Below are 21,927 nucleotides of genomic sequence, written 5' to 3' on the forward strand. Positions count from 1 at the left end.
ACGTCCGCGCCACGCGCGCCCGGCAGGCTGGTGCTGGTGGCATCGGGGTTGGGCGGCAAGTCTTTTCGCGACTCGGCGATCAGTTTCGCGGTGCGCGTCGCGGTTCCCGACGGTGCGTCGGCCTTGTGCGGGTGATGCAGCTCGATGACCTCTGCCGAGTCGAAGAAGGGCGCCGCCTGCTTGGCGAAGTGCATCGACAGCACCGCCCCGATCGCGAAGTTCGGCGCGATCAGCACCGACGTGCCCGGGCTGTCGGCGAGCCAATCCTGCACCTGCTGCAGCCGCTCGGCGGTGAAGCCCGTGGTCCCCACGACGGCATGAATTCCGTTGTCTATGACGAACTTCAGATTGTCCATCACCACGTCGGGGTGGGTGAAGTCGATGACGACCTCGGCGTTGCCCTCGGTCAGCAGGCTCATCGGATCGCCGGCGTCCACCTCGGCGGACAAGCTCAGATCCCCGGCGGCCTGCACGCCCGCCACCATCGCCGACCCGACCTTGCCCTTGGCTCCCAGCACTCCTACCCGCATGGCCTTCACCCTAGACCGGGACGTTTCTGCGCCGCGGTGTGCGTCGAGTTGTTGCGTGGCGACTCGACCGTGCGTTTCGCGCGATCAGGTGTGGACGATGAAGCCCGCTTCGGTGTAGGGCGCGGGCTGCTCGGGATCGTTGATCGTGAGGTACAGCTCGCCGGCCGTCGGCATCGCGAAGCCGACAAATCCGTGCGCGGTCTGCCCGTCGTGTAGGCCGCCCGTGACCAGCGGGGGCATCTTGTCGAGCCTGCGGAAGTCGACCGCAAGCGTTGACGGCTGGGGCGCGTCGTCGGGATGGGTCCATGGCTGATTGCCGCCGCCGTATCCGGCGAACATGTAGTGCTGGTCGAGCTTGAAGAACCGGTGGGACGTCGCGGTGATAGTCAGTTCCACCACGTTGCATGCGGACCCAGGCGTCGGACTCGCGAAATGCGAGGTGCATCCCGGCGGGAACCACGTCGCGCTGTTGACGGTGATGTCGGCGGTCGCGCCGCTGGCCGCCTGCACATGCACGGGCACGCCCATCTGACCGATCGGGAACGGTGGACTGTCTGGCGTGGAGTCGGCCGAACCGGTGGCAGATGAGCATGCGGCGATGGCGGCGATGGCCGTGGCGACCGCGGCTGGCGCAATGACGAATCTCGCGCGCACCACGGGTGGTTACCCGCAGCGCCGTCGCGAAAAACGCTCCGACGCCCACGCGCAATCCGAGTCCGGGGCGCGCTGTGCACAGTTCGAGGTTCATCCACAACCGCGGCGCGATCCGCCTCCCTCGTCGCGCCGCGCCCGTAGCATTCGAACATGCATTCGATCGAGGTCCCCGCTGAGGTGGCCGCCGCGCTGGATGCCCAGGATGCCGCCGATGCGGCGATCCGCGGCCTGGACTTCGACGCGCTGAGCCCCGCAGTCCGGCTGCGCGTGCTCGAACGGATGGAGGCCTCGCGCCGGCGACAGATCGCGATGAGCCACGACCTGATCGCCGGTTTGGCGGCGGCGGATCCCGCCGACATCGGCGGCCCGGTGCACAAAGTGGTCGCCGACCGGCTGCGGATCAGCTATGCCGAGGCGTGCCGTCGGCTCCGCGACGCCACCGAGCTGTCTCCGCACTTGACCCTCACCGGCGCGGAGCTGCCGCCACAATTGCCGGCTACGGCCGTGGCGTGGCGCGACGGGCTGCTCGACGGTCAGCACCTGCGCGTGATCCAGACGTTCGTCCGGGATCTCCCGGACTCGGTCCCCGCTGCCACGGTGGACGACGCCGAGCGATTCCTGGCCGATCAGGCCCGTCGGCTGCGCCCCGATCAGTTGCAGAAGCTCGCACACCAGTGCGCCCTGCGGATCAACCCGGATGGAACGTTCTCCGACGCCGACCGTGCACGCCAGCGCGGGTTCAGCTGGTGCGGCCAACGACCCGATGGGATGAGCATCGGGAAGCTGGTCGCCTCACACGAGCTGCGCGCCAACCTCGACGCATGGCTGTCCAGGTTTGCGGCTCCGGGGATGTGCAACCCCGACGACGAAACGCCTTGCGTTACAGGCCAACCCGATGATGAGCGCGCCCGCCGCGACATGCGCAGTCCCGCCCAGCGCCAACACGACGCACTCAACGCCCTGGTGCGAGGCCAGCTGGGCGATCCGAAACTGGGTCAGCACAACGGATTGCCGGTGACCGTCATCGTGTCGACCACCCTGCAGGAACTGACGGCGGGGGTGGGGCGCGCGGTGACCGGCGGCGGAACGCTGCTACCGATGCGCGATGTGATCCGGATGGCCCGCCACGCCTACCACTACCTCGCCGTATTCGACGAGCACTCGAGCCGCCCACTGTATCTCGGCCGGTCGCGGCGCATTGCCACACCGGATCAGCGCATCGTCTTGTACGCGCACGACCGCGGCTGCAGTTACCCCGGCTGCGACGCCCCCGGCTATTGGTGCGAGGTGCATCATTGCGCTGAGTGGGCGGCCGGCGGCACGACGGACGCGAACAACCTCACTTTCGCCTGCGCGCCGCATCACAAGCTGGCCGGAAGAGGCTGGCGGACAAGCAAAACGCCACGAGGCCGCACCCAGTGGATCCCGCCGCCGCAGCTGGACCGCGGCGCGCGCACCAACGACTTTCACCATCCCGAACGCCTCTTCGACGACGGTGCGTCGCCGTGACGGGCCTACTTCTTGAACCGCCCGGCGAATCCGCGCAGCGGCAGGTCGGCGCTGGTGATCAGTCCCGGCGGTGCCGCCACCACCGACTTGATCGAGGCCAGCGCGGGCATGCCGGTGACGGTCATCCCGATCGAGGCGAAGTTGTCCGGGTTGGACAGGTCGACGCCGGGCTTGGGGAAGATCATGTGCTTGTTGTAGATGCACGGATCGCCCTTGATCTGAGTGATGTAGCAGCCCTTGATGTTCCAGCTCGGGTCGGTGTGCGGGGTCATCTGCCATTCCAGGTGCGTCTCGACCCGCGGCACGCCGTCGACCATGCCCTGGTACTTGATGTAGTTACCACCCAGCGAACCCTTGGGCAGCGTGTACCAGCCCAGGTCGACGTCCTTGGTGCACGCGCCGAGCTCGTAGCTGAACTTGACCTCGTCGAGCGTCAGGTCGAAACAGTCGGCCATCATGTACACGCTGTCGGCGAAGACGCGGGTGTACTTCTCGAGCTTCGACGGAATTTCGGGGTCGTCGACCGGCTGGCCGTAACCCACCTCGATCCAGGTGTCCTTGGAGTGGTGGCATGACACATCGACGGACTCGATGGTGGTCACGTTCTCGATGTCGGCGACGTCTGCCGAGCACACCACGCCCAGGATCTGGTTCAGCCCGGGGTTCATCCCGGTCCCGTAAAAGGTTGCGCCGCCCTTCTCGGCGGCCTCCGCCAACAGCTGGGTCACCGGCTTGCCCGAGGGATGCGGGTGATTCTTGTCGCGATGCCAGCCGGTGATCCAGTCGGCTGTGGTGACGATGTTGATGCCGGCCTCGAGCACCTTGACGTAGAGGTCCTCGTCCGGGAACACCCCGTGGAACGTCAGCACGTCCGGCTTGGCGGCGATGATCTCCTCGACCGTCCCGGTGAAGGCCACCCCGTTGGGCGCCAAGCCGGCGAACTCGCCGGTGTCCTTACCGACCTTCTCCGGCGAATAGCAGTGCACGCCAATGAGTTCGATGTCGGGCTGGGTGGCGATCCGCTTGATCATCTCGGTGCCGACGTTGCCGCTTCCAACCTGAAAGACGCGAACCGGTGCTGTACTCATTGCCTTGAGCCTTCCTGCGTTGCGAACGCCTCGGGATAGAACTGCTTGGCCCACTTGCGGATTGCGGTGAAGCCCTCGTACTCGTCGGTGGCCAGCGCGGGTGGGTCCGAATACCGCTGGTGCCGCCAGATCTCGATGTCCTGCTCGAACTGGCGGATGACCTCGCGCCCGAATTCGTCCGCCTTGGTGGCGGCGCGGTCCGGGTCCTTGTGCGGTGTGTGGCCGATGTAGACCATGAAGCGCACATCGGAGGTGAACTCGTCGATCGGCGTGATCGCCGAAATGGTGCGGTTGTCGATCATGCCCCAGCTCTTGGTCACCGCGATGCCCAGACCGCCGTTGATGGCTTGCACGCCGCTGTTGACGTCCTCGATCTTCTGCCCGTCGTCGCCCTCGAACGTGATGGTGAAGTCGACGTAGGACACCGGCTCGGCGAAGTCGTGGCGGGTGAACACCGGCACGATCGGGGTGTTGTGCACGAACTTGAAGTGCGCGAAGTCCACCCCGTTCTCCAGCACGTATTGCGGGTGCAGTTCCAGGCTTTCGCGATAGAGCCGCTGCTGCGGGTAGTAGTCGTCCGCGCTGCTGCCGTCGCCGAACGCGGTGAACACGTCCGGCACGTCGAAGTAGGGTTCGCGGCGCTCCAGGTCGTGCCAGATGTACACCGACGCGTTGCGCTCCACCACCGGGTAGGTCCGAATGCGGCGGCCGCGGTTGGGCCGGTCCTGGTACGGGATGCAGACGTTGCGACCCTCGGCGCTCCACTGCCAACCGTGGAACGGGCACTGCAGCACCTCGCCGACGACCTTGCCGCCATACCCCAGGTGCGCGCCCAGGTGCTCGCAGTAGGCGTTCATCACCGTGAGCTCGCCGGATGCGGCGCGCCAGGCCACCATCTCCTGGTCGAAGTACTTCATTGTGTGCACGTCGCCGACGCCAATCTCGTCGGACCAGGCGACCTGGAACCAGCCGGTCGGTTTCATCGACAACGGTGGCTTAGCCATCGAGCCCTGCCATGTGGACTGCCCTCCCTCGCGTACGAATGATAAGCCGCCCGTCCCCAAAATCAAAGTACCCTCTATGAAACTCCTCGTCGGACCCGGCCGCAATGGATAAGATCGGCGGATGACCCCTCAGAACAGCGCGGCCGGCGTCGCGGGCCGGCGCCCGAATCGGCGGGGCCATGCGACTCGCGAAAGCATGCTCGAGGCCGCGCTGCGCTCGCTGGCCTCCGGTGAGCCCGGCTCGGTGTCGGCCAACCGCATCGCCAAGGACATCGGCGCGACCTGGGGCGCGGTGCAGTACCAGTTCGGCGACACCGACGGGTTCTGGGCCGCGGTGCTGCACCGCACCGCCGAACGGCGTGCCGCGACGTTCTCCACGCTGTCGACACCGGTCTCGCCGGACGCCCCGCTGCGCGAGCGTGTCGGCGCCATCATCGAAACCCTCTACCGCGGCCTGGCCTCGCCGGATTCACGCGCGATCGAGAACCTGCGGGCCGCGCTGCCGCGTGATCCCGACGAGCTCGAGCGGCTTTACCCGCGCACGGCCGCCGAGCTGTTCTCCTGGGGCAAGAGCTGGCTGGAAACCTGCCAGCACGCGTTCGCCGATTTGGCCGTCGATCCGGATCGGGTCCGCGAGGTCGCCGCCCTGATCCCCGGCGCGATGCGCGGGCTGGTGTCGGAACGTCAGCTGGGTTCCTACGCCGACCTCGACATGGCGCGCCGGGGGCTGACCAACGCGCTGGCCGCCTACCTCGAGGAGTCCCGGCCGTAAGGCAGCGCCGCCTCAGGCGTCGATGACGATTCGCTCGCCGTCGGCCCGCGAGACGCACACCAGCATGCCGCCCTGCATTTCTTTCGAGCCCGTCGCGGCACGGCCGCGGTGATCCACTTGTCCGGCAAGCACTTTGACCCTGCAGGTCCCGCAGAATCCCTGTCGGCACGAGTAGGGCGTGGTCGGATCCCGATCCAGCATGACATCGAGCGCCGTCCGATTCGCCGGCACCGCGAGCACCTGCCGTGATCGCGCAAGTTCCAATTCGAACGGGGCCCCGTCGACGACGGGTGCCGGACTGAACCGCTCGTAATGCAGTGGGGCACCGGCATGTTCGTTGCGGGCGATCCGGACGGCCTCCAGCATGGCGCTGGGCCCGCACACGTAGACGGCGGTCGCCGGTCCCGCTCCGGCCAGCAGCTCCACCACGGTGGCGAAGCGGCCGCGCTCGTCGTCGGCCCACACCGTCACGCGATCCGGCGCCTGCGACACGACCTCGTCGAGCAGCGGCATGTACTCGCGGCTGCGGCCGGAATAGACTGCGCGCCAATCGATGCCGCGCTGCGCGGCCACCCGGATCATCGGCAGGATGGGCGTCACCCCGATGCCACCGATGACGAACAACACCTCGCGCTCGGCGGTGCCGAGGTAGAACGCATTGCGCGGCCCTTCGAACTCGCATGTGTCGCCCACGTCGAAGGACTCGTGCATCTCGATGGATCCGCCTCCGCCGTCGGCGATGCGGCGCACGGCGATCCGGTAATCGGTGCGGCGGCCGGGAGGACCGCACAACGAGTACTGCCGGCGCCGGCCCGAGGGCAGCAGAATGTCGATGTGTCCGCCGGGCGTCCAAGACGGAAGCAACCCCCCGTCGGGGTCGGCCAGGGTCAGCGCGACGACGTCCGGCGCGGCGAGTTCGCGCTTGGTCACCACCGCAGTCATCTTGCGCTGCACGGGCCGCACCCGCGACGGCGACCACCGGGACACCGAGGCGAACCCTTCGAACACCGCACGCACGCCCCACAACAGCGACCCGAAGCGGTCGTGCTCGCGCCGCCCGTACAGGTCGGCGGGCCTGCTGGCCCAAATGCTTTCCGGCACCGAAACAGTCCCTACTTCTGCCGGATGTCCAAGCGCGCGAACAATCGGATAGCTCCGGGGCTGATGCGCCGCATCGCGTAGCCGATGCGTGACTCCGCGGCGATCGGCAACACAGCCGGACCCGTCTTGACGGCCTTGACGATCGCCTTAGCGGTCGCCTCGGGGGTGAAGTTGCGGCGTCGGTAGGCGGCGTCGGCCTTGCCCCGCGCCCGCTCCTGCTGGTCGGCGGTCATCCCGGCGTAGATGGTGTTCTTGGCGATGTTGGTGTTGACGAATCCCGGGCACACCGCGGTGACGCCGATCCCCTCGTCGGCGAAGTCGGCGCGCAACGATTCGCTGAGCGCCAGCACGGCCGCCTTGGTGGTGCTGTAGGCGACCATGGATTTCGACGGCAGGAACGCCGCCGCCGATGCCACGTTGATGATCGTTCCGCCCTCGCCACGCTCGACCATCTGCGCCCCGAACGCCCGGCTGCCCGAGATGACGCCGCGGACGTTGACGCCCATGATGTCTTCCCAATTCGCCGAGCTCGTCTCCAGGAACCGGCCCGCCATGCCGATCCCGGCGTTGTTCACCAGGATGTCGACCACGCCGTGTTCGTTGCGCACCTGCGCGGCAAGGGCGTTCATGGCGGCCTCGTCGCTGACGTCGACCTGGTATACCGGAGCGTCGGCGCACGCGGCGCGCACCGCGTCGGCGGTCTCGTTGGCCGCGGCCAGATCACGATCGACGAGCACGATCTTGCGGGCACCGTGGCGGGCCAGCTCCACCGCCGTGGCCCGGCCGATCCCGGCACCGGCGCCGGTGACCAGGGCCAGTTTGCCGCGCACCTCGCGCCGCTCGCCACGCACCTCGGTCGCACCGGCGCCGGTCGCGCCGGCGACGCTGCGGTCGACCCACTCGGTCGTCAGCCGGGCGATGACGTCAGGGCGTGACGTCACCACCCAGTGCCCACCCTCGATCTCGACCACCCTGCCGCCCTTGGGGATTGCGCCGGTGAACCGCTGCAGCGCGGGGGTCACGAAGACGTCCCGGCGCGGAACCAACGTCTGGACCGCGACGGAGGTCTCGGGGAGCGGGCGGCCGGGCGTCAGCATCGGCGCCGGCATGTTCTGCCGGTACAGATTGAGCCCGTGCACATAATCGGCGATCGAACGCCTGGTGTCGTGGCGCTGGCTGAGCGTGCTCGACCGGCCGATGCTCTCAAGAGCCTCAACGACTTTCACGCCGACCCGGGAGCGAAAGGACAGCTCCGGCACGCCCGGGCACAAAAAGAAAGCGATGTAGCCCGACGAGATCAGTTGCCGGATGACGCGGGCCGCCGCGCGCGGGGTGCGCGCCGAGCGCAGGAACGCGCCGGCATAGTTCAGGTGCGGGCCCGAGATCGAGGTGAAGGAAGCGACTTTGCCCATCACCGAGGCGTCGGTGACGGCCGCCCATGCTTGGATCGACCCCCAGTCGTGGGCCAGCAGGTGCACCGGCCCGACGCCGAGGCTGTCGATCACCGCACTGATGTCGCAGACCAGTTGCGCGAAGAGGTATCCGGATCTCTTTGCGGGACGGGCGGATTCGCCGGCCCCGCGCACGTCGTAGGCCACGACGTTGTAGGGCTTGCCGGCCAGCTCGTGCGCCACGCCGTCCCAGACATGGTGGTTATCGGGAAATCCGTGGATCGCCAGGATGGTCGGCCGCGCCGGGTCGATGTCGGTGTACCGGTGCACGGCCAGCGTGACGCCGTCGCTGGCAGTGATGGTCGAGGTGACAGTCATCAGTGCGAGGCGCGCGCGGCGGGTGAGACGGCCAGGTAGTCGACGGCGAGCCCCAGCCCGCCGAGCTGCGAGGGGTGGAAGCCGGGCCGGTAGTAGTTGCCGATGGCGCGGACGAACCGCAGCGGGCCAGGCACCAGGCCGCGGCGCGCGGCGGAGAAGTAGTCGCGCCAGCGCGGCTTGGTGCGCGGCGGCAGCTGGGGATCAAGCGAGTACATGAACCGCACGCCGCGAATCCACAGCAGCAGCATGGCGGGCGTCACGACCAGTTGGGCGCGCACCTGCCGCCAATAGCCGGCCTTTAGGTGCTTCATGGTGTCGAAGGCCACCGCCTTGTGTTCGACCTCTTCGGCGCCGTGCCAGCGCAGCATGTCGAGCATCACCGGATCGGTGCCGATCTGGTCGTGAGCCGGCGAGTCGAGGATCCACTCCCCCAGGATGGCGGTGTAGTGCTCGATGGCCGACACGAGCGAAACCTGCTCGAGCAGCCAGCTCTGCTGGCGGCGCTCGCACCAGTGCGGCCGGGGCCCCAGCAGCTTGTCGAACAGCCACTTGATCTGGCCGGTGTAGGGCGTCAGGTCGATGTCGCGCGCGGCGAAGTGGGCGAGCACCTTCGCGTGCGCCTGCGAATGCACGGCCTCCTGGCCGATGAAGCCCTGCACATCCAGCCGCAGCTGGTCGTCCTTGATCAGCGGCAGCGTCTGCTTGAACACCTCGACGAAGAACTCTTCGCCGGCCGGCAGCAGCAGGTGCAGCACGTTGAGGACGTGGGTGGCGAACGGCTCACCCGGCACGTAGTGGAACGGCAGCTGCGACCAGTCGAAGTCGACATCGCGCGCCTCGAGCACCAGTCGCTCGTGGTCCAGCTTGGCGTCGTGCGGACCCGCTGCCTGGTCGTCGACGGTCAGCATCATGCCCCCTACCTCGGCGTTTAGCCCTCGACCACGGTCTTGCGGTGGGCGCCGCCGGCCTTGCGGCGCGTCCCAAGTATAGGGACGCGACCCAGATATGCGAAACCGCCGGTACTGGGTTCTTTGGCGCGGTTCTTCAGCGGGCCGCGGCGTGCCGGCGCAGGTCGTACTGGCCGGGTTCGGGGTTCGCCAGCATCCGGCGGTGTTCGGCCGGCGTGAGGGGCCACACCTCGGGCACGCCGTCGTTGTTGAGGTACCAGCTGTTGCAGCCAGTGGTCCACACGGTGTCCGGCATCGCGGCGCGCAGCGTCGCGTTGAAACGCTCGGTCGCCGCGGCCGTCGGCTCCACCGTGTCGAATTCTCGGCGGCGCCAGCGCTCGATCCAGCCCACGATGTGGTCGGCCTGCGATTCGGCCACCGTCGTCAGCGCCAGGTTCCCCACCGGGCTGTGCGGCCCCAGCATCATGAAGAAGTTGGGGAAGCCGGACAGCGCCACGGTCTGGTAGGCCCGCGGCCCGTCGCGCCAGACGTCGTCGGCGCGGATGCCGTCACGCCCGATCAGCTCCATCGGCCGGAAGAACGCGTGGGTGTCGAATCCGGTGGCGAGCACGATGACGTCCACCTCGTGGAGGACCCCGTCGGCGGTGACGATGCCGCGCTCTTCGACATGGTCGATGCCCGCCGTCACCAGCTCGACGTCGTCGCGCTGCATCGCCCGGTAGAAGCCGTTCGACATCACCAGTCGTTTGCAGGCCGGCGTGTAGTCGGGGGTCAGGGCCCGCCGCAACTCGGGATCGCGAATTTCCCAGAGGCTGGCGCGGCACAGCGCCGCCATGATCTTGCGGCGCAGGCCCGGCTTGGTCAGTCCGACCGCGAAGTAGTCGTAGCCCAGGCTGTAGATGCGGTACGCCAACCCGTCGAGCCACGGCATCTTGCGCCGGGTGATCCCGGTGAAGCCGCTGTAGCGCGGGTTGGCCAGCCGCAGCACCCATTGCGCCGTGCGCTGGAACAGCGTGACCTGGCCGGCCACCCCGGCCAGCCCGCACACCAGCTGCACGCCCGTCGACCCGTTGCCGACCACCGCGACCCGGAGCCCACGCACGTCGACGCCGTGATCCCAGCGCGCCGAGTGAAACACATTGCCGCCGAAGGCATCCAAGCCCGGAATCGTTGGCAGTCGCGGGTGATGCAGCACGCCGGTGGCCGAGATCAAGAAGTCGACCTTGAATTCCTCCCCGGCAGCGGTGCGCACCACCCACCGGCCGTCGTCGAAACGGGCGTGGACGATCTCGGTGCCGAACCGAATCCGCCTCCGCAACCCGTAACGGTCGGCGATGTCACGGAAATAGGCCTGGATTTCGCCGCCGGGCGAGAACAGGTGCGACCAGTCGGGGTTGCGGGCAAAGCTGTATTGGTAGATGCGCGAGGGGATGTCGCAGACCAGCCCCGGATAGGTGTTATCCCGCCAGGTGCCGCCCACCTCGTCGGCCTTCTCATAAACGGTCACATCGCTGATACCGTTGCGCAGCAAGGTGATTGCGACGCACAGTCCGGACATGCCCGCTCCGATGACGGCTACGGCGGGGTCGCGTCGCGTCATCGAAACACTACGGTGGTTCGTGGGCTAGTCGGTTTCGGCGCGCTGCTTGAGGCGCTGCAGCGTGAGCCGGATGTGCTCAGTGTTGGCGGTCACCCGATCGCTGACGCCGGTGGCCTTGCCGGCGACCTTGCGGAACCACCCGGGCCTGCGGTCCCAGGTGCTTTCGGTGACCTCACATCCGCCGTCGGCCGCGACGATGTCGTATTGCCAGCGGGCGACCGGAAAGATGGTGTGGCTCACGTCGAATGCGAAGCGGCGGCCCGGTTCGGCGTCGGTGACCGTGCACTTGGTGCTCCAGCGCCGGCTGCCGCTGCGGTTGTGGCCGACGAACACCGCGCCCGGCCGCACCGCGTCACCTTTGCGCCATTCCATCGCCACCGCTTCCTCGGCCAGCTCGGCCAGCGTGGGCAGGTCGGTGATGAGCCGGTACACCTCGTCGGGCCGGGCCCCGATCCGCACGGTGGCCGTCACGCACGGGTCACTCATTCGCCGATCATATCCAGCAAACACCCAGCTTTTGCGCCGCTTACGAACTTTCTTCACACTTGACGGTGAACCGGCGACCTCGCTCATCGGGGCCAGCAACGGCAGCGTGCCGTCGGCGGCTTGGACCGTCTCGTAGGCGATCGACGTCGTCCCGGATGCCAACAGCGCCTCGGTGCACGCCCGCGACGCGGCCAGATGCAGGTAGGTGAACAGGATCTGGTTGCGCCGGGGAGGGGTCGGCGATCTCCGATGCCGAGTTCAAGGCCGCCGGGGCCGAACTGGCGGACACGGCCGAGCAGGTCTGGGGCGATGCCGATCTGCTGCTCAAGGTCAAAGAGCCGGTACCGACCGAGTATGACCTGCTGCGGCGCAACCAGATCCTGTTCACCTACCTGCATCTGGCCGCGTCGCGGGCGTGCACCGAGGCGCTGTTGGCATCCGGGACGACGTCGATCGCCTACGAGACGGTCCAAGCCGCCGACGGCACGCTGCCGTTGCTGGCCCCGATGAGCGAGGTCGCCGGCCGGCTGTCGGCTCAGGTGGGCGCCTATCACCTGATGCGGACCCACGGCGGGCGCGGGGTACTGATGGGCGGCGTGCCGGGCGTCAAACCCGCCGACGTCGTGGTCGTCGGCGCGGGGACCGCCGGCTATAACGCCGCGCGGGTCGCCGGCGGGATGGGTGCGGCAGTCACGGTTCTCGACGTCAACATCAACAAGCTGCGGCTGCTCGATGCGGAGTTCGGCGGCCAGGTCCGCACCCGCTACTCGTCGGCCTACGATTTGGAGGGCACCGTCAAGCGCGCCGACCTGGTCATCGGCGCCGTGCTACTGCCCGGCGCCAAGGCGCCCAAGCTGATCTCGAATTCCCTTGTCTCGCAGATGAAATCGGGCGCAGTGCTGGTCGACATCTCGATCGACCAGGGCGGCTGCTTCGAGGACTCCCGGCCGACCACGCACGATGATCCCACCTTCGCGGTGCACGACACGGTTTTCTACTGCGTGGCCAACATGCCCAGCGCGGTGCCCAAGACCTCGACGGTGGCGCTGACCAACGCGACCATGCCCTACGTGCTGGCGCTCGCCGACCGGGGCTGGCAGGCCGCATGCCGATCGGATCATGCTCTGGCCAAAGGCCTTTCGACGCACGACGGCGCCTTGCTGTCCGGGCAGGTGGCCACCGACCTCGGCCTGCCGTTCACCGACCCGGCCGGCGTTCTGGGCTAACTGGTGGCCGCGAGGCGGGCGATGATGTCCGCGGCGGGGCCGGCGCACGCGTGCTTGAACGAGGTCCCCGCCCACAGCGCCATCCCGTTGGGGTCTTCCATGGCGGCGGCCGCTTCCCGGATCGGTGAGGTCATCTGGTTGACCTCGGGGTAGCCCAGCGGCGCCACGTGATCGAGCATCCGGGTGAAGTCGTTCTCCAGCCCGCGCGCGTAGCGGCCCGAAAACGCCCGCGTGACAACGGTCGTCGCGAACAGCGGGTTCTTCAGGGCGACGCGGTGCGCCGCGTTGGTGCCCGCCTCGTCGGCCAGCAGCAACGCGGTGCCGACCTGGGCCGCCACCGCTCCCCTGCGCAGCGCCGCCCCGACCTCGTCGGCGGTGCCCAGCCCGCCCGCGGCGACGATCGGGACGTCGTGGGCGTGCCGGATGCGATCGATGAGCTGGTGCAGCGACTCGTTCGCGGGTTCCATGTCGGGGGCGAACGTGCCGCGGTGCCCGCCCGCGGCGGGACCCTGGACCACCAGGCTGTCCGCCCCGGCCGCGACGGCCACTCCCGCTTCGTAGGCCGATGTCACGGTGACCATCACCAGCAGGCCCAGCGCGCCGAGCCGCCGGATCACATCGGGCGGCGGCACACCGAAGGTGAACGACACCAGCTCGGGCCGGACGTCGGCCACCACCTCGAGCTTCTGCTCCCACTCGTCGTCGTCGCCGTGCTGCGGGTGACCCACCTCCACCTGGTAATGCTCGGCGATTTCTTCGAGTTCGGCCGCGTAGTAGTGCAGGGCCACCCAATCGGCGACGCTGGGCTGGGGCACAAACAGGTTCACCCCGAGCGGGCCGGTGGTGGCCTTGCGCGCCGCGGCGATGTCGTCGGCGAACTGCTCGGCGCTGCGGTGCCCGCCGGGGACGAAACCGAGCCCACCCGCATTGGACACCGCCGCGGCCAACGCGGGAGTGCCGGGCCCGCCGGCCATGGGGGCGCCCACGATGGGCACCATGATGTCCCAGAAGCCCAGTACCATTCAGCTAGTCCGTCGACGGCGAGCGCCGGCACGGCGCGAGTGAGGAGGCGGACATTTGAGCTAGCCTACCATCGCCCGAAGTTGTTGGGGCAGTGACCGTTTGGCGGTGTAGGGGCCCAGAACCGCGGCGCCGTAGCGCTGCCCGAGCAGCCGGCGGGCCACCGCGTTGACCTCCTCGACGGTCACCCGATCGATCTGCTGCAGCGTGTGCTCGATGCTGCGGTGTCTGCCGTAGTTGAGCTCGCTGCGGCCCAACCGGCTCATCCGCGAGCTGGAATCCTCCAGGCCTAGCACCAGCCCGCCGCGCAGCGATCCCTTGGCGATGCGGCATTCCGACTCGGTGATGCCGTCGCGCGCCACGGATTCGAGCACGCCGCTGGTCACCGCCATCACCTCGGCAAAGCGTTCCGGCTGGCAGGCCGCATACACCGACAGCGCACCGCTGTCGGCGAAGACGTCCACCGTCGAGTAGACCGAGTAGGCCAGCCCGCGCAGCTCGCGAACCTGCTGGAACAACCTCGAACTCAGGCCACCGCCCAGCGCGGTGTTGAGCACCGACAGCGCCCACCGGTGTTCCCAGCCGCGCCCGGGCGTGCGCACGCCCAGCGACACGTGGGCCTGCTCGGCGTCCCGGTTGCCCAGCATCAGGACGGGACGGCCGGTGACCCGGCCGGACCCCTTGCGCGGCGCGATCGGGTCGCGCCCGCGGACCAGATGCGGCCCGAAGTGCTCGCGCACCAGCGCGACCACCTCGTCGTGGTCGACATTGCCGGCCACCGCCACCACCATCCGCTCCGGCGTGTAGCGCCGGACATGAAACGAGTGCAGCTGGTTTCGCGTCATCGACATCACCGACTGCGCGGTGCCGATGACCGGACGGCCCACCGGATGGTCACCGAAGAGCGCGGACAGGAACATATCGCCGAGGGCGTCCTCGGGGTCGTCGTCGCGCATGGCGATCTCTTCGAGGACCACGTCGCGTTCCAGCTCGACGTCGCTGGCCGCGCAGCAGCCGTTGAGCACCACATCGGCGACCAGGTCGACGGCCAGGGCCAGATCACTGTCGAGCACGTGCGCGTAGTAGCAGGTGTGCTCCTTGGCGGTGAACGCGTTCAGCTCTCCCCCGACGGCGTCCATCGCCTGCGCGATGTCCACCGCCGTGCGGCTGGGGGTCGACTTGAACAGCAGGTGCTCGAGGAAGTGCGCGGCCCCGGCCACCGTCGCACCTTCGTCGCGCGAGCCGACGCCGACCCAGACCCCGACCGACGCGGAGCGCACCGAGGGCAGGTATTCGGTGACCACCCGCAAGCCGCCCGGCAGCGTGCTGCGCCGCAGCGCGGCCTGGGGTGCCGATTCCGCCTCAGCGGCCTCGCCCCGGCGCAAAGCGCCGGCCCGACCGGGACGCGTCCCGGTCGACGAGTCAGCTGCTCGCCGTCGCGGCATCGGCAGGTGCGGCCGCCGGAGCATCGGCGGGAGCCGAGTTGTCTTCCTCCACCAGAACCAGCGAGATCTTGCCGCGCTTGTCGATGTCGGCGATCTCCACGCGCAGCTTGTCGCCGACGTTCACCACGTCCTCGACCTTCGCGATCCGCTTGCCCTTACCGAGCTTGGAGATGTGCACCAGGCCGTCACGGCCGGGCAGCAGCGACACGAACGCACCGAAATCCGTTGTCTTGACCACGGTTCCGAGGAACCGCTCGCCGACCGTCGGCAACTGCGGGTTGGCGATGGCGTTGATCCGGTCGATCGCGGCCTGCGCCGAGGGCCCGTCAGTGGCGCCGACGAACACGGTGCCGTCGTCCTCGATGGAGATCTGCGCGCCGGTCTCCTCGGTGATCGCGTTGATCACCTTGCCCTTGGGGCCGATGACCTCGCCGATCTTGTCCACCGGGACCTTGATGGTGGTGACCCGCGGCGCGTAGGGGCTCATCTCGTCGGGTGCGTCGATGGCCTCGGCCATGACCTCGAGGATGGTCAGCCGAGCGTCCTTGGCCTGCCCCAGCGCGCCCGCCAGCACCTGCGACGGGATGCCGTCGAGCTTGGTGTCCAGCTGCAGCGCGGTGACGAAGTCCTTGGTGCCGGCGCACTTGAAGTCCATGTCGCCGAACGCGTCCTCGGCGCCCAGGATGTCGGTCAGGGTGACGAAGCGGCGCTCGGTGCGACCGTCGATCTCGACGTCGTCGGAGACCAGCCCCATCGCGATGCCGGCCACCGGCGCCCTGAGCGGCACACCGGCGTTGAGCAGCGACAGGGTGGACGCACAGACCGAACCCATCGACGTTGAGCCGTTGGAACCCAGCGCCTCGGACACCTGACGGATGGCGTAGGGGAACTCCTCGACGCCGGGCAGCACCGGGATCAGGGCCCTCTCGGCCAGGGCGCCGTGCCCGATCTCGCGCCGCTTGGGCGAGCCCACCCGGCCGGTCTCGCCGGTGGAGAACGGCGGGAAGTTGTAGTGGTGCATGTAGCGCTTCGAGGTCTCGGGCCCCAGCGAATCGATCTGCTGGGCCATCTTGACCATGTCGAGCGTGGTGACGCCCAGGATCTGGGTCTCACCGCGCTGGAACAGCGCGCTGCCGTGCGCCCGCGGCACCACGGCCACCTCGGCCGACAACGCGCGGATGTCGGTGATGCCGCGGCCGTCGATGCGGAAGTGATCGGTCAGGATGCGCTGGCGCACCAGCTTTTTGGTCAGTGACCGGTAGGCGGCGCTGATCTCTTTCTCGCGGCCCTCGTAGGTCCCAGAGTCCCCAGCAAGGCGCGCGAGCACCTCGGCCTTGAGCTCGTCGGTGCGCGCGTCACGCTCGGCCTTGCCGCCGATGGTCAGCGCCTTGGCCAGCTCGTCGGTGGCCACCGAGGCCACCGAGTAGTAGACGTCGTCACCGTAGTCCGGGAACGTCGGGAACTCGCCGGCCGGTTTGGCGGCCGCCCCGGCCAGTTCCTCCTGCGCGCTACACAGCGCGGCGATGAACGGCTTGGCGGCCTCGAGGCCTTCGGCCACAACGGTTTCCGTCGGCGCCGGGGCGCCGCCCTCGACGAGCTCGATGACGTTCTCGGTCGCCTCGGCCTCGACCATCATGATGGCCACGTCTTTTTTGTCGCCTTCGCCGACTATGCGGCCGGCCACCACCATGTCGAACACGGCCCGCTCGAGCTGCTCGACGGTCGGGAACGCCACCCAGGTGCCGTCGATCAGCGCGACCCGCACCCCACCGATGGGACCCGAGAACGGCAGCCCGCTCAGCTGGGTCGAGGCCGACGCGGCGTTGATCGCCAGCACGTCGTACAGGTCGTTGGGATCCAGGCTCAGGATGGTCACCACGACCTGGATCTCGTTACGCAGCCCGGAGACGAACGACGGGCGCAGCGGCCGGTCGATGAGCCGACAGGTCAGGATCGCGTCGGTGGAGGGACGGCCCTCGCGACGGAAGAACGAACCGGGAATGCGACCGGCGGCATACATCCGCTCCTCGACATCGACGGTCAGCGGGAAGAAGTCGAAGTGCTCCTTGGGGCTCTTGCTGGCGGTCGTCGCCGACAACAGCATGTTCTCTTCGTCGAGGTACGCGACCACGGCGCCAGCGGCCTGCTGGGCCAACCGGCCGGTCTCGAAACGGATGGTGCGGGTGCCGAAGCTCCCGTTGTCGATGGTGGCGGTCGCCTCGAACACGCCCTCTTCAATTTCAGCGACAGACATGGACGTCCGTACGGCCTCTCTTGTATTCAGCTTTTTCGCGTGGCCACGCGCGAACCGCAGGCCTGACGGCCACGGGTCACCCGCGGGAGGCGCTGAGTCTGAATACGGCTACGGCCATCGATCGAAGCGGCCGACCTGCCCCAGATCCGGAGAGCCCGGCAGCCACTACCGAAGACCGCCCGATGCAGACTGGCTGCTCCCTCGAACGTGCGTAGTGACACGCTGGAACGGCACACGCGGATCTGCGTGACCGCACCGTTTGCTCGGGCCGAACCGGCCCAGAACGTCCTCACTCTACACGGGCGACCCCTGCCCGCCATATCGCTCGGAATTTGCGGGGCCGCGAACGCCCCGGTGGGGGCTGCGTCAGCGACGCAGGCCCAGCCGCTCGACCAGCGAGCGGTACCGCTCGACATCGATCTGCGCGACGTACTTGAGCAGCCGGCGACGGCGGCCGACCAGCAGCAACAGTCCGCGACGCGAGTGGTGGTCGTGCTTGTGCACCTTCAGGTGCTCGGTCAGGTCGGCGATCCGCTTGGTCAGCAGCGCGACCTGCGCCTCAGGCGAACCGGTGTCGGTGCCATGCAGGCCGTAATTGCCCAGGATTTCTTTTTTCTGCTCGGCTGTAAGCGCCACGAACTAACTCCATCAATCGGTGCCGCGAGAAATCTCGTGCGTGGCCGCCGCGGACTGCAGCACACGCCGTATCGGCTGGCGAGTCTATCAGCGGCGGCGACGTCTACCGAAATCGCAGGCCAGCGCTGCGCCCTTGACAACATACAACCAAATGGTTGTATGTTGCTCGGGTGACCGTAGATCAGGAGGACCGGGTGGACGCCCTGTTCCACGCGCTCGCCGACCGAACCCGGCGCGACATCATGCGCCGGACCCTGGAAGGGGAACACTCGGTTTCCGCATTGGCGGTCAAGTACGACATGAGCTTCGCCGCGGTGCAGAAGCATGTCGTCGTGCTGGAAAAGGCCGGCCTGCTCACCAAACGACGAAGCGGTCGAGAGCAGCTGGCCAGCGGTGACGTGGCGGCCGTGCGGTCGGTGGCCGCGATGCTCACCGAACTCGAATCCCTCTGGCGGGATCGCATCGCCCGCGTCGACGAACTCATCGCATCCGACTCAAACCAGGAGGACTGAACCATGCCCGTGACCGACGTCCAGCACGACCCGGACAACCTGACGCTGACCATCACGGCGGACTTCGCCGCGCCGGTGGCCCGAATCTGGCAGGTGTACGCCGACCCTCGTCAGTTGGAGAAGGTGTGGGGACCGCCGTCCCACCCGGCGACCGTCGTCGACCACAGCCTCACACCCGGCAGTCGCACGACGTACTTCATGACCGGACCGGACGGCCAGAAGTACGCCGGGTACTGGGAGATCACGGCCGTGGACGAACCGACGAGCTTCTCCTTCCTGGACGGCTTCGCCGACCTGGACTTCAACCCGAACCCCGACCTGCCGGTCTCGAGGAATGTGTACACATTCGCCGAGCACAACGGCGGCACTCGCGCGACCTACGTGAGCACCTACTCCTCCGCCGAGGCGCTGCAGCAGGTGCTGGACATGGGCGTCGTCGAGGGCGCCTCTTCGGCCATCAACCAGATCGACGACCTGCTCGCCGCCTGACGCCTGCCGGCGACTCCTGGAATCAGTCCTGGGCCGCGAGGGTGATGCGGGCCCGTTCGGTGTCCCTGCCCATCGCGTCGATGAGGTCGGCGATCGAGTCGAACTTGTGCTGGCCGCGGATTCGGGCGACGAAGTCCAGCGCCACGTGCTGTCCGTACAGGTCGGCGTCGGTGTCCAGGACGAACGCCTCCACGGTGCGGGTACGCCCGGAGAACGTCGGGTTGGTGCCCACCGACACCGCCGCCTGATAGCGCTCGCCCGGGACCATCGCCCCGGGGGCCCCCGCCCCCTGACCGTGGCCGAGCACGGTGAACCAGGCGGCGTACACGCCGTCGGCCGGGATGGCCGAATACATCGGCGGCGCCACGTTCGCGGTGGGAAAGCCCAGCTCGGCACCGCGCCCGTGGCCGCGGACCACCACGCCCTCGACCCGGTGCGGCCGGCCTAGCGCCTCCATCGCCGCCACCACGTCACCGGCGTCCACACAGGACCGGATGTAGGTGGACGAGAACGTCACGGTCTCGTTGCTGTGGTGCTCGGACAGCAGCGACATCGACTCCACGGCGAACCCGAAGCGCTCGCCGGCGCGTCGCAGCGTTTCGACGTTGCCGGTCGCCTTCTTGCCGAAGGTGAAGTTCTCCCCCACGACGACCTCGACCACGTGCAGGTTCTCCACCAGCAGCTCGTGGACGTAGCGCTCCGGGGTGAGCTTCATGAAATCGGTGGTGAACGGCATGACCAGGAAGACGTCGATGCCCAGCTCTTCGACCAGCTCTGCGCGCCGGGTGAGCGTCGTCAGCTGCGCGGGGTGGCTGCCGGGATAGACCACTTCCATCGGGTGCGGGTCGAACGTCATCAGCACCGTCGGAACGTTGCGGGCCCGCGCCGCTTTCACCGCATGCGCGATCAGCTCGGCGTGGCCGCGATGCACACCATCGAACACACCGATGGTGAGCACACACCTGCCCCAGTCCGTGGGTATCTCGTCTTGGCCGCGCCACCGCTGCACGTCCGCCAGCCTACGGCGCGCAGTGGTCCGCCGGGAGATGGGAAGGGGCAAACCGCCGCCATGGTGTCGGGGAACACCCCGGAATAGGCCTGGGTTGCCTAAACTTTCTCGGTGTGAGGCCTGACGAGGAGCGTGGCGGTATCACCGCGGTCGGCCAGGACTACCTGAAGGTCATCTGGAATGCCCAGGAGTGGTCCCCGAAAGACGCACCGCAGAAGGTCAGCACCAAGATGCTGGCCGAGAAGATCGGGGTGTCGGCCAGCACGGCCTCGGAGTCCATCCGCAAACTCGCCGAGCAGGGGCTCGTGGACCACGAGAAATACGGCGCGGTGACGCTGACCGAGGCGGGGCGGCGCGCGGCGCTGGAGATGGTGCGCCGGCACCGGCTGCTGGAGACCTTCCTGGTCAACGAGCTCGGCTACGCCTGGGACGAGGTGCACGACGAGGCCGAGGTGCTCGAGCACGCGGTGTCGGATCGCCTGGTGGCCCGCATCGACGCCAAGCTGGGCTTTCCGCAGCGCGACCCGCACGGTGACCCGATACCGGCCTCCGACGGGCAGGTGCCGACCCCGCCGGCCCGCCAGCTGTGGGCGTGCGACGACGGGGACACCGGGACGGTGGCCCGCATCTCCGACGCCGACCCCGAGATGCTGCGCTACTTCACCGACGTCGGCATCAGTCTCGACTCCCGGCTGCGGGTTCTGACCCGGCGCGAATTCGCCGGCATGATCTCCGTCGCCATCGATTCCGGCGACGGCGCCGAGACGACGGTCGATTTGGGTAGCCCGGCCGCGCGGGCGATCTGGGTGACGGCCTAGCCGCGCGCCCCGCCCGTCAGTCGGCCAGCAGTCCCTTGGCGATGTGGGTGACCTGAACCTCGTTGCTGCCCGCGTAGATCATCAGCGACTTGGCGTCGCGGGCCAGCTGCTCCACCCGGTACTCGGCCATGTATCCGTTGCCGCCGAACAGCTGTACGGCCTCCATCGCCACCTCGGTGGCCGCCTCCGAGGAGTACAGCTTGATCGCCGACGCCTCGGCCAGCGTCAGCGGCTTGCCGGCCTGCTGACGCTCGATGGTGTGAAAGACCATGTTCTGCACGTTCATTCGGGCGATCTCCATCTTCGCCAGCTTGAGCTGGATCAATTGGAACTGCCCGATGTTGCGGCCCCACAGTGTGCGGCTCTTCGCGTAATCGACGCACAGCCGGTGGCATTCGTCGATGATGCCCAACGCCATCATTGCGATCCCGATCCGCTCGGCGGCGAAGTTGGCGCGCGCGCTGTCACGGCCGTCGCCGTCGGTGTGCTGTTCGCTCTCGCCGAGCAGCCGGTCCGGGCCCAGCCGCACGTTGTCGAAGAACAGCTCGCCGGTCGGCGAGGACATCATGCCCATCTTCTTGAACGGCTTGCCCTGCGTCAGGCCCGGCATGCCGGCATCGAGCACGAAGACCAGCACCGGGCGGTTGCGCTTGTCTTGCTTGTCCGCGCTCGCATTGCCCTCGCGGGGGCCCTCGTCGAGCTTGGCGTAGACGACCAGGACGTCGGCGCAGGGCCCGTTGGTGATGAAGGTCTTCTGCCCGTTGAGGATGTAGTCGTCACCGTCGCGTTTGACGTAGGTCTTCATGCCGCCGAACGCGTCCGAACCCGAGTCCGGCTCGGTAATCGCCCATGCCGCAATCTTTTCCAGCGTCATCAGCTCGGGCAGCCAGCGTTCCTTCTGCGCCAGCGTCCCGCGGCTGGCGATGGTCGCGGCGCCCAGGCCCAGGCTCACCGACGCCGTGCTGAGCAACCCGATGCTGACCCGGGCGATCTCGGACACCAGCACCGCGATCATCGACCCCTGGGCGCCCCCGCCGAAACCGCTTGACCCGTTGGGCTTTTCGCCGGATTCCTCAGCGGCGGCGGTACCGTTCAGC

20 protein-coding genes and 2 pseudogenes are annotated in these 21,927 nt (G+C 68.2%); 6 read left to right on the plus strand and 16 right to left on the minus strand.

Translation table 11 applies throughout. The annotated features are described in order from the left end of the window. Both dapB and A5646_RS26950 read right to left on the minus strand, forming a co-directional pair. Positions 1–530: 4-hydroxy-tetrahydrodipicolinate reductase (dapB, locus tag A5646_RS26945; protein WP_067025554.1), on the minus strand; the 530-nt coding region annotated here is incomplete at its 3' end. An 84-nt stretch (positions 531–614) separates the two neighbouring features. Then, the gene (locus A5646_RS26950) at positions 615–1,184 is read right to left on the minus strand and encodes a hypothetical protein (RefSeq protein WP_067025557.1); all 570 of its coding nucleotides are present in this window, start codon (positions 1,182–1,184) and stop codon (positions 615–617) included. 150 nt (positions 1,185–1,334) lie between these two features. Between A5646_RS26950 and A5646_RS26955 the strand changes: the two genes are divergently transcribed. Then, the gene (locus A5646_RS26955) at positions 1,335–2,693 is read left to right on the plus strand and encodes an HNH endonuclease signature motif containing protein (protein ID WP_067025538.1); all 1,359 of its coding nucleotides are present in this window, start codon (positions 1,335–1,337) and stop codon (positions 2,691–2,693) included. A gap of 5 nt (positions 2,694–2,698) precedes the next feature. Here A5646_RS26955 and A5646_RS26960 read toward each other — a convergent pair whose 3' ends face one another. Both A5646_RS26960 and A5646_RS26965 read right to left on the minus strand, forming a co-directional pair. Then, complete coding sequence (locus tag A5646_RS26960) at positions 2,699–3,781, minus strand: dihydrodipicolinate reductase (RefSeq protein WP_066860887.1); 1,083 nt, start codon at positions 3,779–3,781, stop codon at positions 2,699–2,701. Beyond that, positions 3,778–4,785 carry a Rieske 2Fe-2S domain-containing protein gene (locus tag A5646_RS26965; RefSeq protein WP_066860890.1) on the minus strand — a complete coding sequence of 336 codons (1,008 nt, stop codon included), beginning with the start codon at positions 4,783–4,785 and terminating at the stop codon, positions 3,778–3,780. The genes A5646_RS26960 and A5646_RS26965 overlap by 4 nt, the downstream gene beginning before the upstream one ends. A gap of 121 nt (positions 4,786–4,906) precedes the next feature. On the opposite strand from A5646_RS26965, the gene A5646_RS26970 reads away from it, so the two are divergent. Next, positions 4,907–5,557, plus strand: coding sequence for a TetR/AcrR family transcriptional regulator (locus tag A5646_RS26970; protein ID WP_067025541.1), 651 nt, complete (start codon positions 4,907–4,909; stop codon positions 5,555–5,557). 12 nt (positions 5,558–5,569) lie between these two features. On the opposite strand, the gene A5646_RS26975 is transcribed toward A5646_RS26970, so the two are convergent. The 6 genes and pseudogenes from A5646_RS26975 to A5646_RS29290 all read right to left on the minus strand — a co-directional run. Continuing rightward, positions 5,570–6,658: a PDR/VanB family oxidoreductase gene (locus A5646_RS26975; protein ID WP_067025543.1), complete on the minus strand. Its 1,089-nt coding sequence runs from the start codon at positions 6,656–6,658 to the stop codon at positions 5,570–5,572. 11 nt (positions 6,659–6,669) lie between these two features. Next, positions 6,670–8,427 (minus strand): SDR family oxidoreductase, encoded by a 1,758-nt coding sequence (locus A5646_RS26980; protein WP_067025546.1) that lies wholly within the window; start codon positions 8,425–8,427, stop codon positions 6,670–6,672. Continuing rightward, a complete protein-coding gene (locus tag A5646_RS26985; RefSeq protein ID WP_369807002.1) occupies positions 8,427–9,338 on the minus strand; it encodes a metal-dependent hydrolase in 912 nt (303 codons plus the stop codon). The genes A5646_RS26980 and A5646_RS26985 overlap by 1 nt, the downstream gene beginning before the upstream one ends. A gap of 133 nt (positions 9,339–9,471) precedes the next feature. Continuing rightward, positions 9,472–10,935: an NAD(P)/FAD-dependent oxidoreductase gene (locus tag A5646_RS26990; protein WP_067025549.1), complete on the minus strand. Its 1,464-nt coding sequence runs from the start codon at positions 10,933–10,935 to the stop codon at positions 9,472–9,474. A gap of 24 nt (positions 10,936–10,959) precedes the next feature. Beyond that, positions 10,960–11,421: an SRPBCC family protein gene (locus A5646_RS26995; protein WP_066860903.1), complete on the minus strand. Its 462-nt coding sequence runs from the start codon at positions 11,419–11,421 to the stop codon at positions 10,960–10,962. A 69-nt stretch (positions 11,422–11,490) separates the two neighbouring features. Beyond that, positions 11,491–11,649, minus strand: a pseudogene (locus A5646_RS29290) (alanine dehydrogenase); the annotation flags it as partial. Here A5646_RS29290 and ald point away from each other — a divergent pair. Then, positions 11,646–12,647 (plus strand): annotated as a pseudogene (ald, locus tag A5646_RS27000) (alanine dehydrogenase); the annotation flags it as partial. The pseudogenes A5646_RS29290 and ald overlap by 4 nt on opposite strands. Here ald and A5646_RS27005 read toward each other — a convergent pair. The 4 genes from A5646_RS27005 to rpsO form a co-directional block, all read right to left on the minus strand. Then, positions 12,644–13,669, minus strand: a complete 1,026-nt coding sequence (locus A5646_RS27005; protein WP_066860909.1) for a nitronate monooxygenase — start codon at positions 13,667–13,669, stop codon at positions 12,644–12,646. The pseudogene ald and the gene A5646_RS27005 overlap by 4 nt on opposite strands. Positions 13,670–13,729: 60 nt before the next feature. Beyond that, complete coding sequence (locus A5646_RS27010) at positions 13,730–15,112, minus strand: pitrilysin family protein (RefSeq protein WP_067025563.1); 1,383 nt, start codon at positions 15,110–15,112, stop codon at positions 13,730–13,732. Then, positions 15,090–17,366: a polyribonucleotide nucleotidyltransferase gene (locus A5646_RS27015; protein WP_067025551.1), complete on the minus strand. Its 2,277-nt coding sequence runs from the start codon at positions 17,364–17,366 to the stop codon at positions 15,090–15,092. Before A5646_RS27015 ends, A5646_RS27010 begins: the two co-directional genes overlap by 23 nt. 366 nt (positions 17,367–17,732) lie before the next feature. Then, entirely contained in the window at positions 17,733–18,002 is a 270-nt protein-coding gene (rpsO, locus tag A5646_RS27020) for a 30S ribosomal protein S15 (protein WP_007775081.1), read from the minus strand. Positions 18,003–18,172: 170 nt separating this feature from the next. Between rpsO and A5646_RS27025 the strand changes: the two genes are divergently transcribed. Together A5646_RS27025 and A5646_RS27030 are read left to right on the plus strand one after the other, a co-directional pair. Next, entirely contained in the window at positions 18,173–18,514 is a 342-nt protein-coding gene (locus A5646_RS27025; RefSeq protein WP_066879378.1) for a helix-turn-helix transcriptional regulator, read from the plus strand. Between the two features lie 3 nt (positions 18,515–18,517). After that, on the plus strand, positions 18,518–19,003 hold the full coding sequence (locus A5646_RS27030; RefSeq protein ID WP_066864398.1) for an SRPBCC domain-containing protein: 486 nt from the start codon (positions 18,518–18,520) through the stop codon (positions 19,001–19,003). 22 nt (positions 19,004–19,025) lie between these two features. On the opposite strand, the gene A5646_RS27035 is transcribed toward A5646_RS27030, so the two are convergent. Next, complete coding sequence (locus A5646_RS27035) at positions 19,026–20,012, minus strand: bifunctional riboflavin kinase/FAD synthetase (protein WP_066879371.1); 987 nt, start codon at positions 20,010–20,012, stop codon at positions 19,026–19,028. Positions 20,013–20,125: 113 nt separating this feature from the next. On the opposite strand from A5646_RS27035, the gene mntR reads away from it, so the two are divergent. Then, the gene (mntR, locus tag A5646_RS27040; protein WP_066879368.1) at positions 20,126–20,830 is read left to right on the plus strand and encodes a manganese-binding transcriptional regulator MntR; all 705 of its coding nucleotides are present in this window, start codon (positions 20,126–20,128) and stop codon (positions 20,828–20,830) included. 16 nt (positions 20,831–20,846) lie between these two features. Here mntR and A5646_RS27045 read toward each other — a convergent pair. Then, positions 20,847–21,927, minus strand: a 1,081-nt coding sequence (locus A5646_RS27045; RefSeq protein WP_067025566.1) for an acyl-CoA dehydrogenase family protein, incomplete at its 5' end; no start/stop codon positions are given.

This window comes from Mycobacterium sp. 1245499.0 (genome assembly GCF_001673615.1).
GTDB lineage: Bacteria > Actinomycetota > Actinomycetes > Mycobacteriales > Mycobacteriaceae > Mycobacterium > Mycobacterium europaeum_A.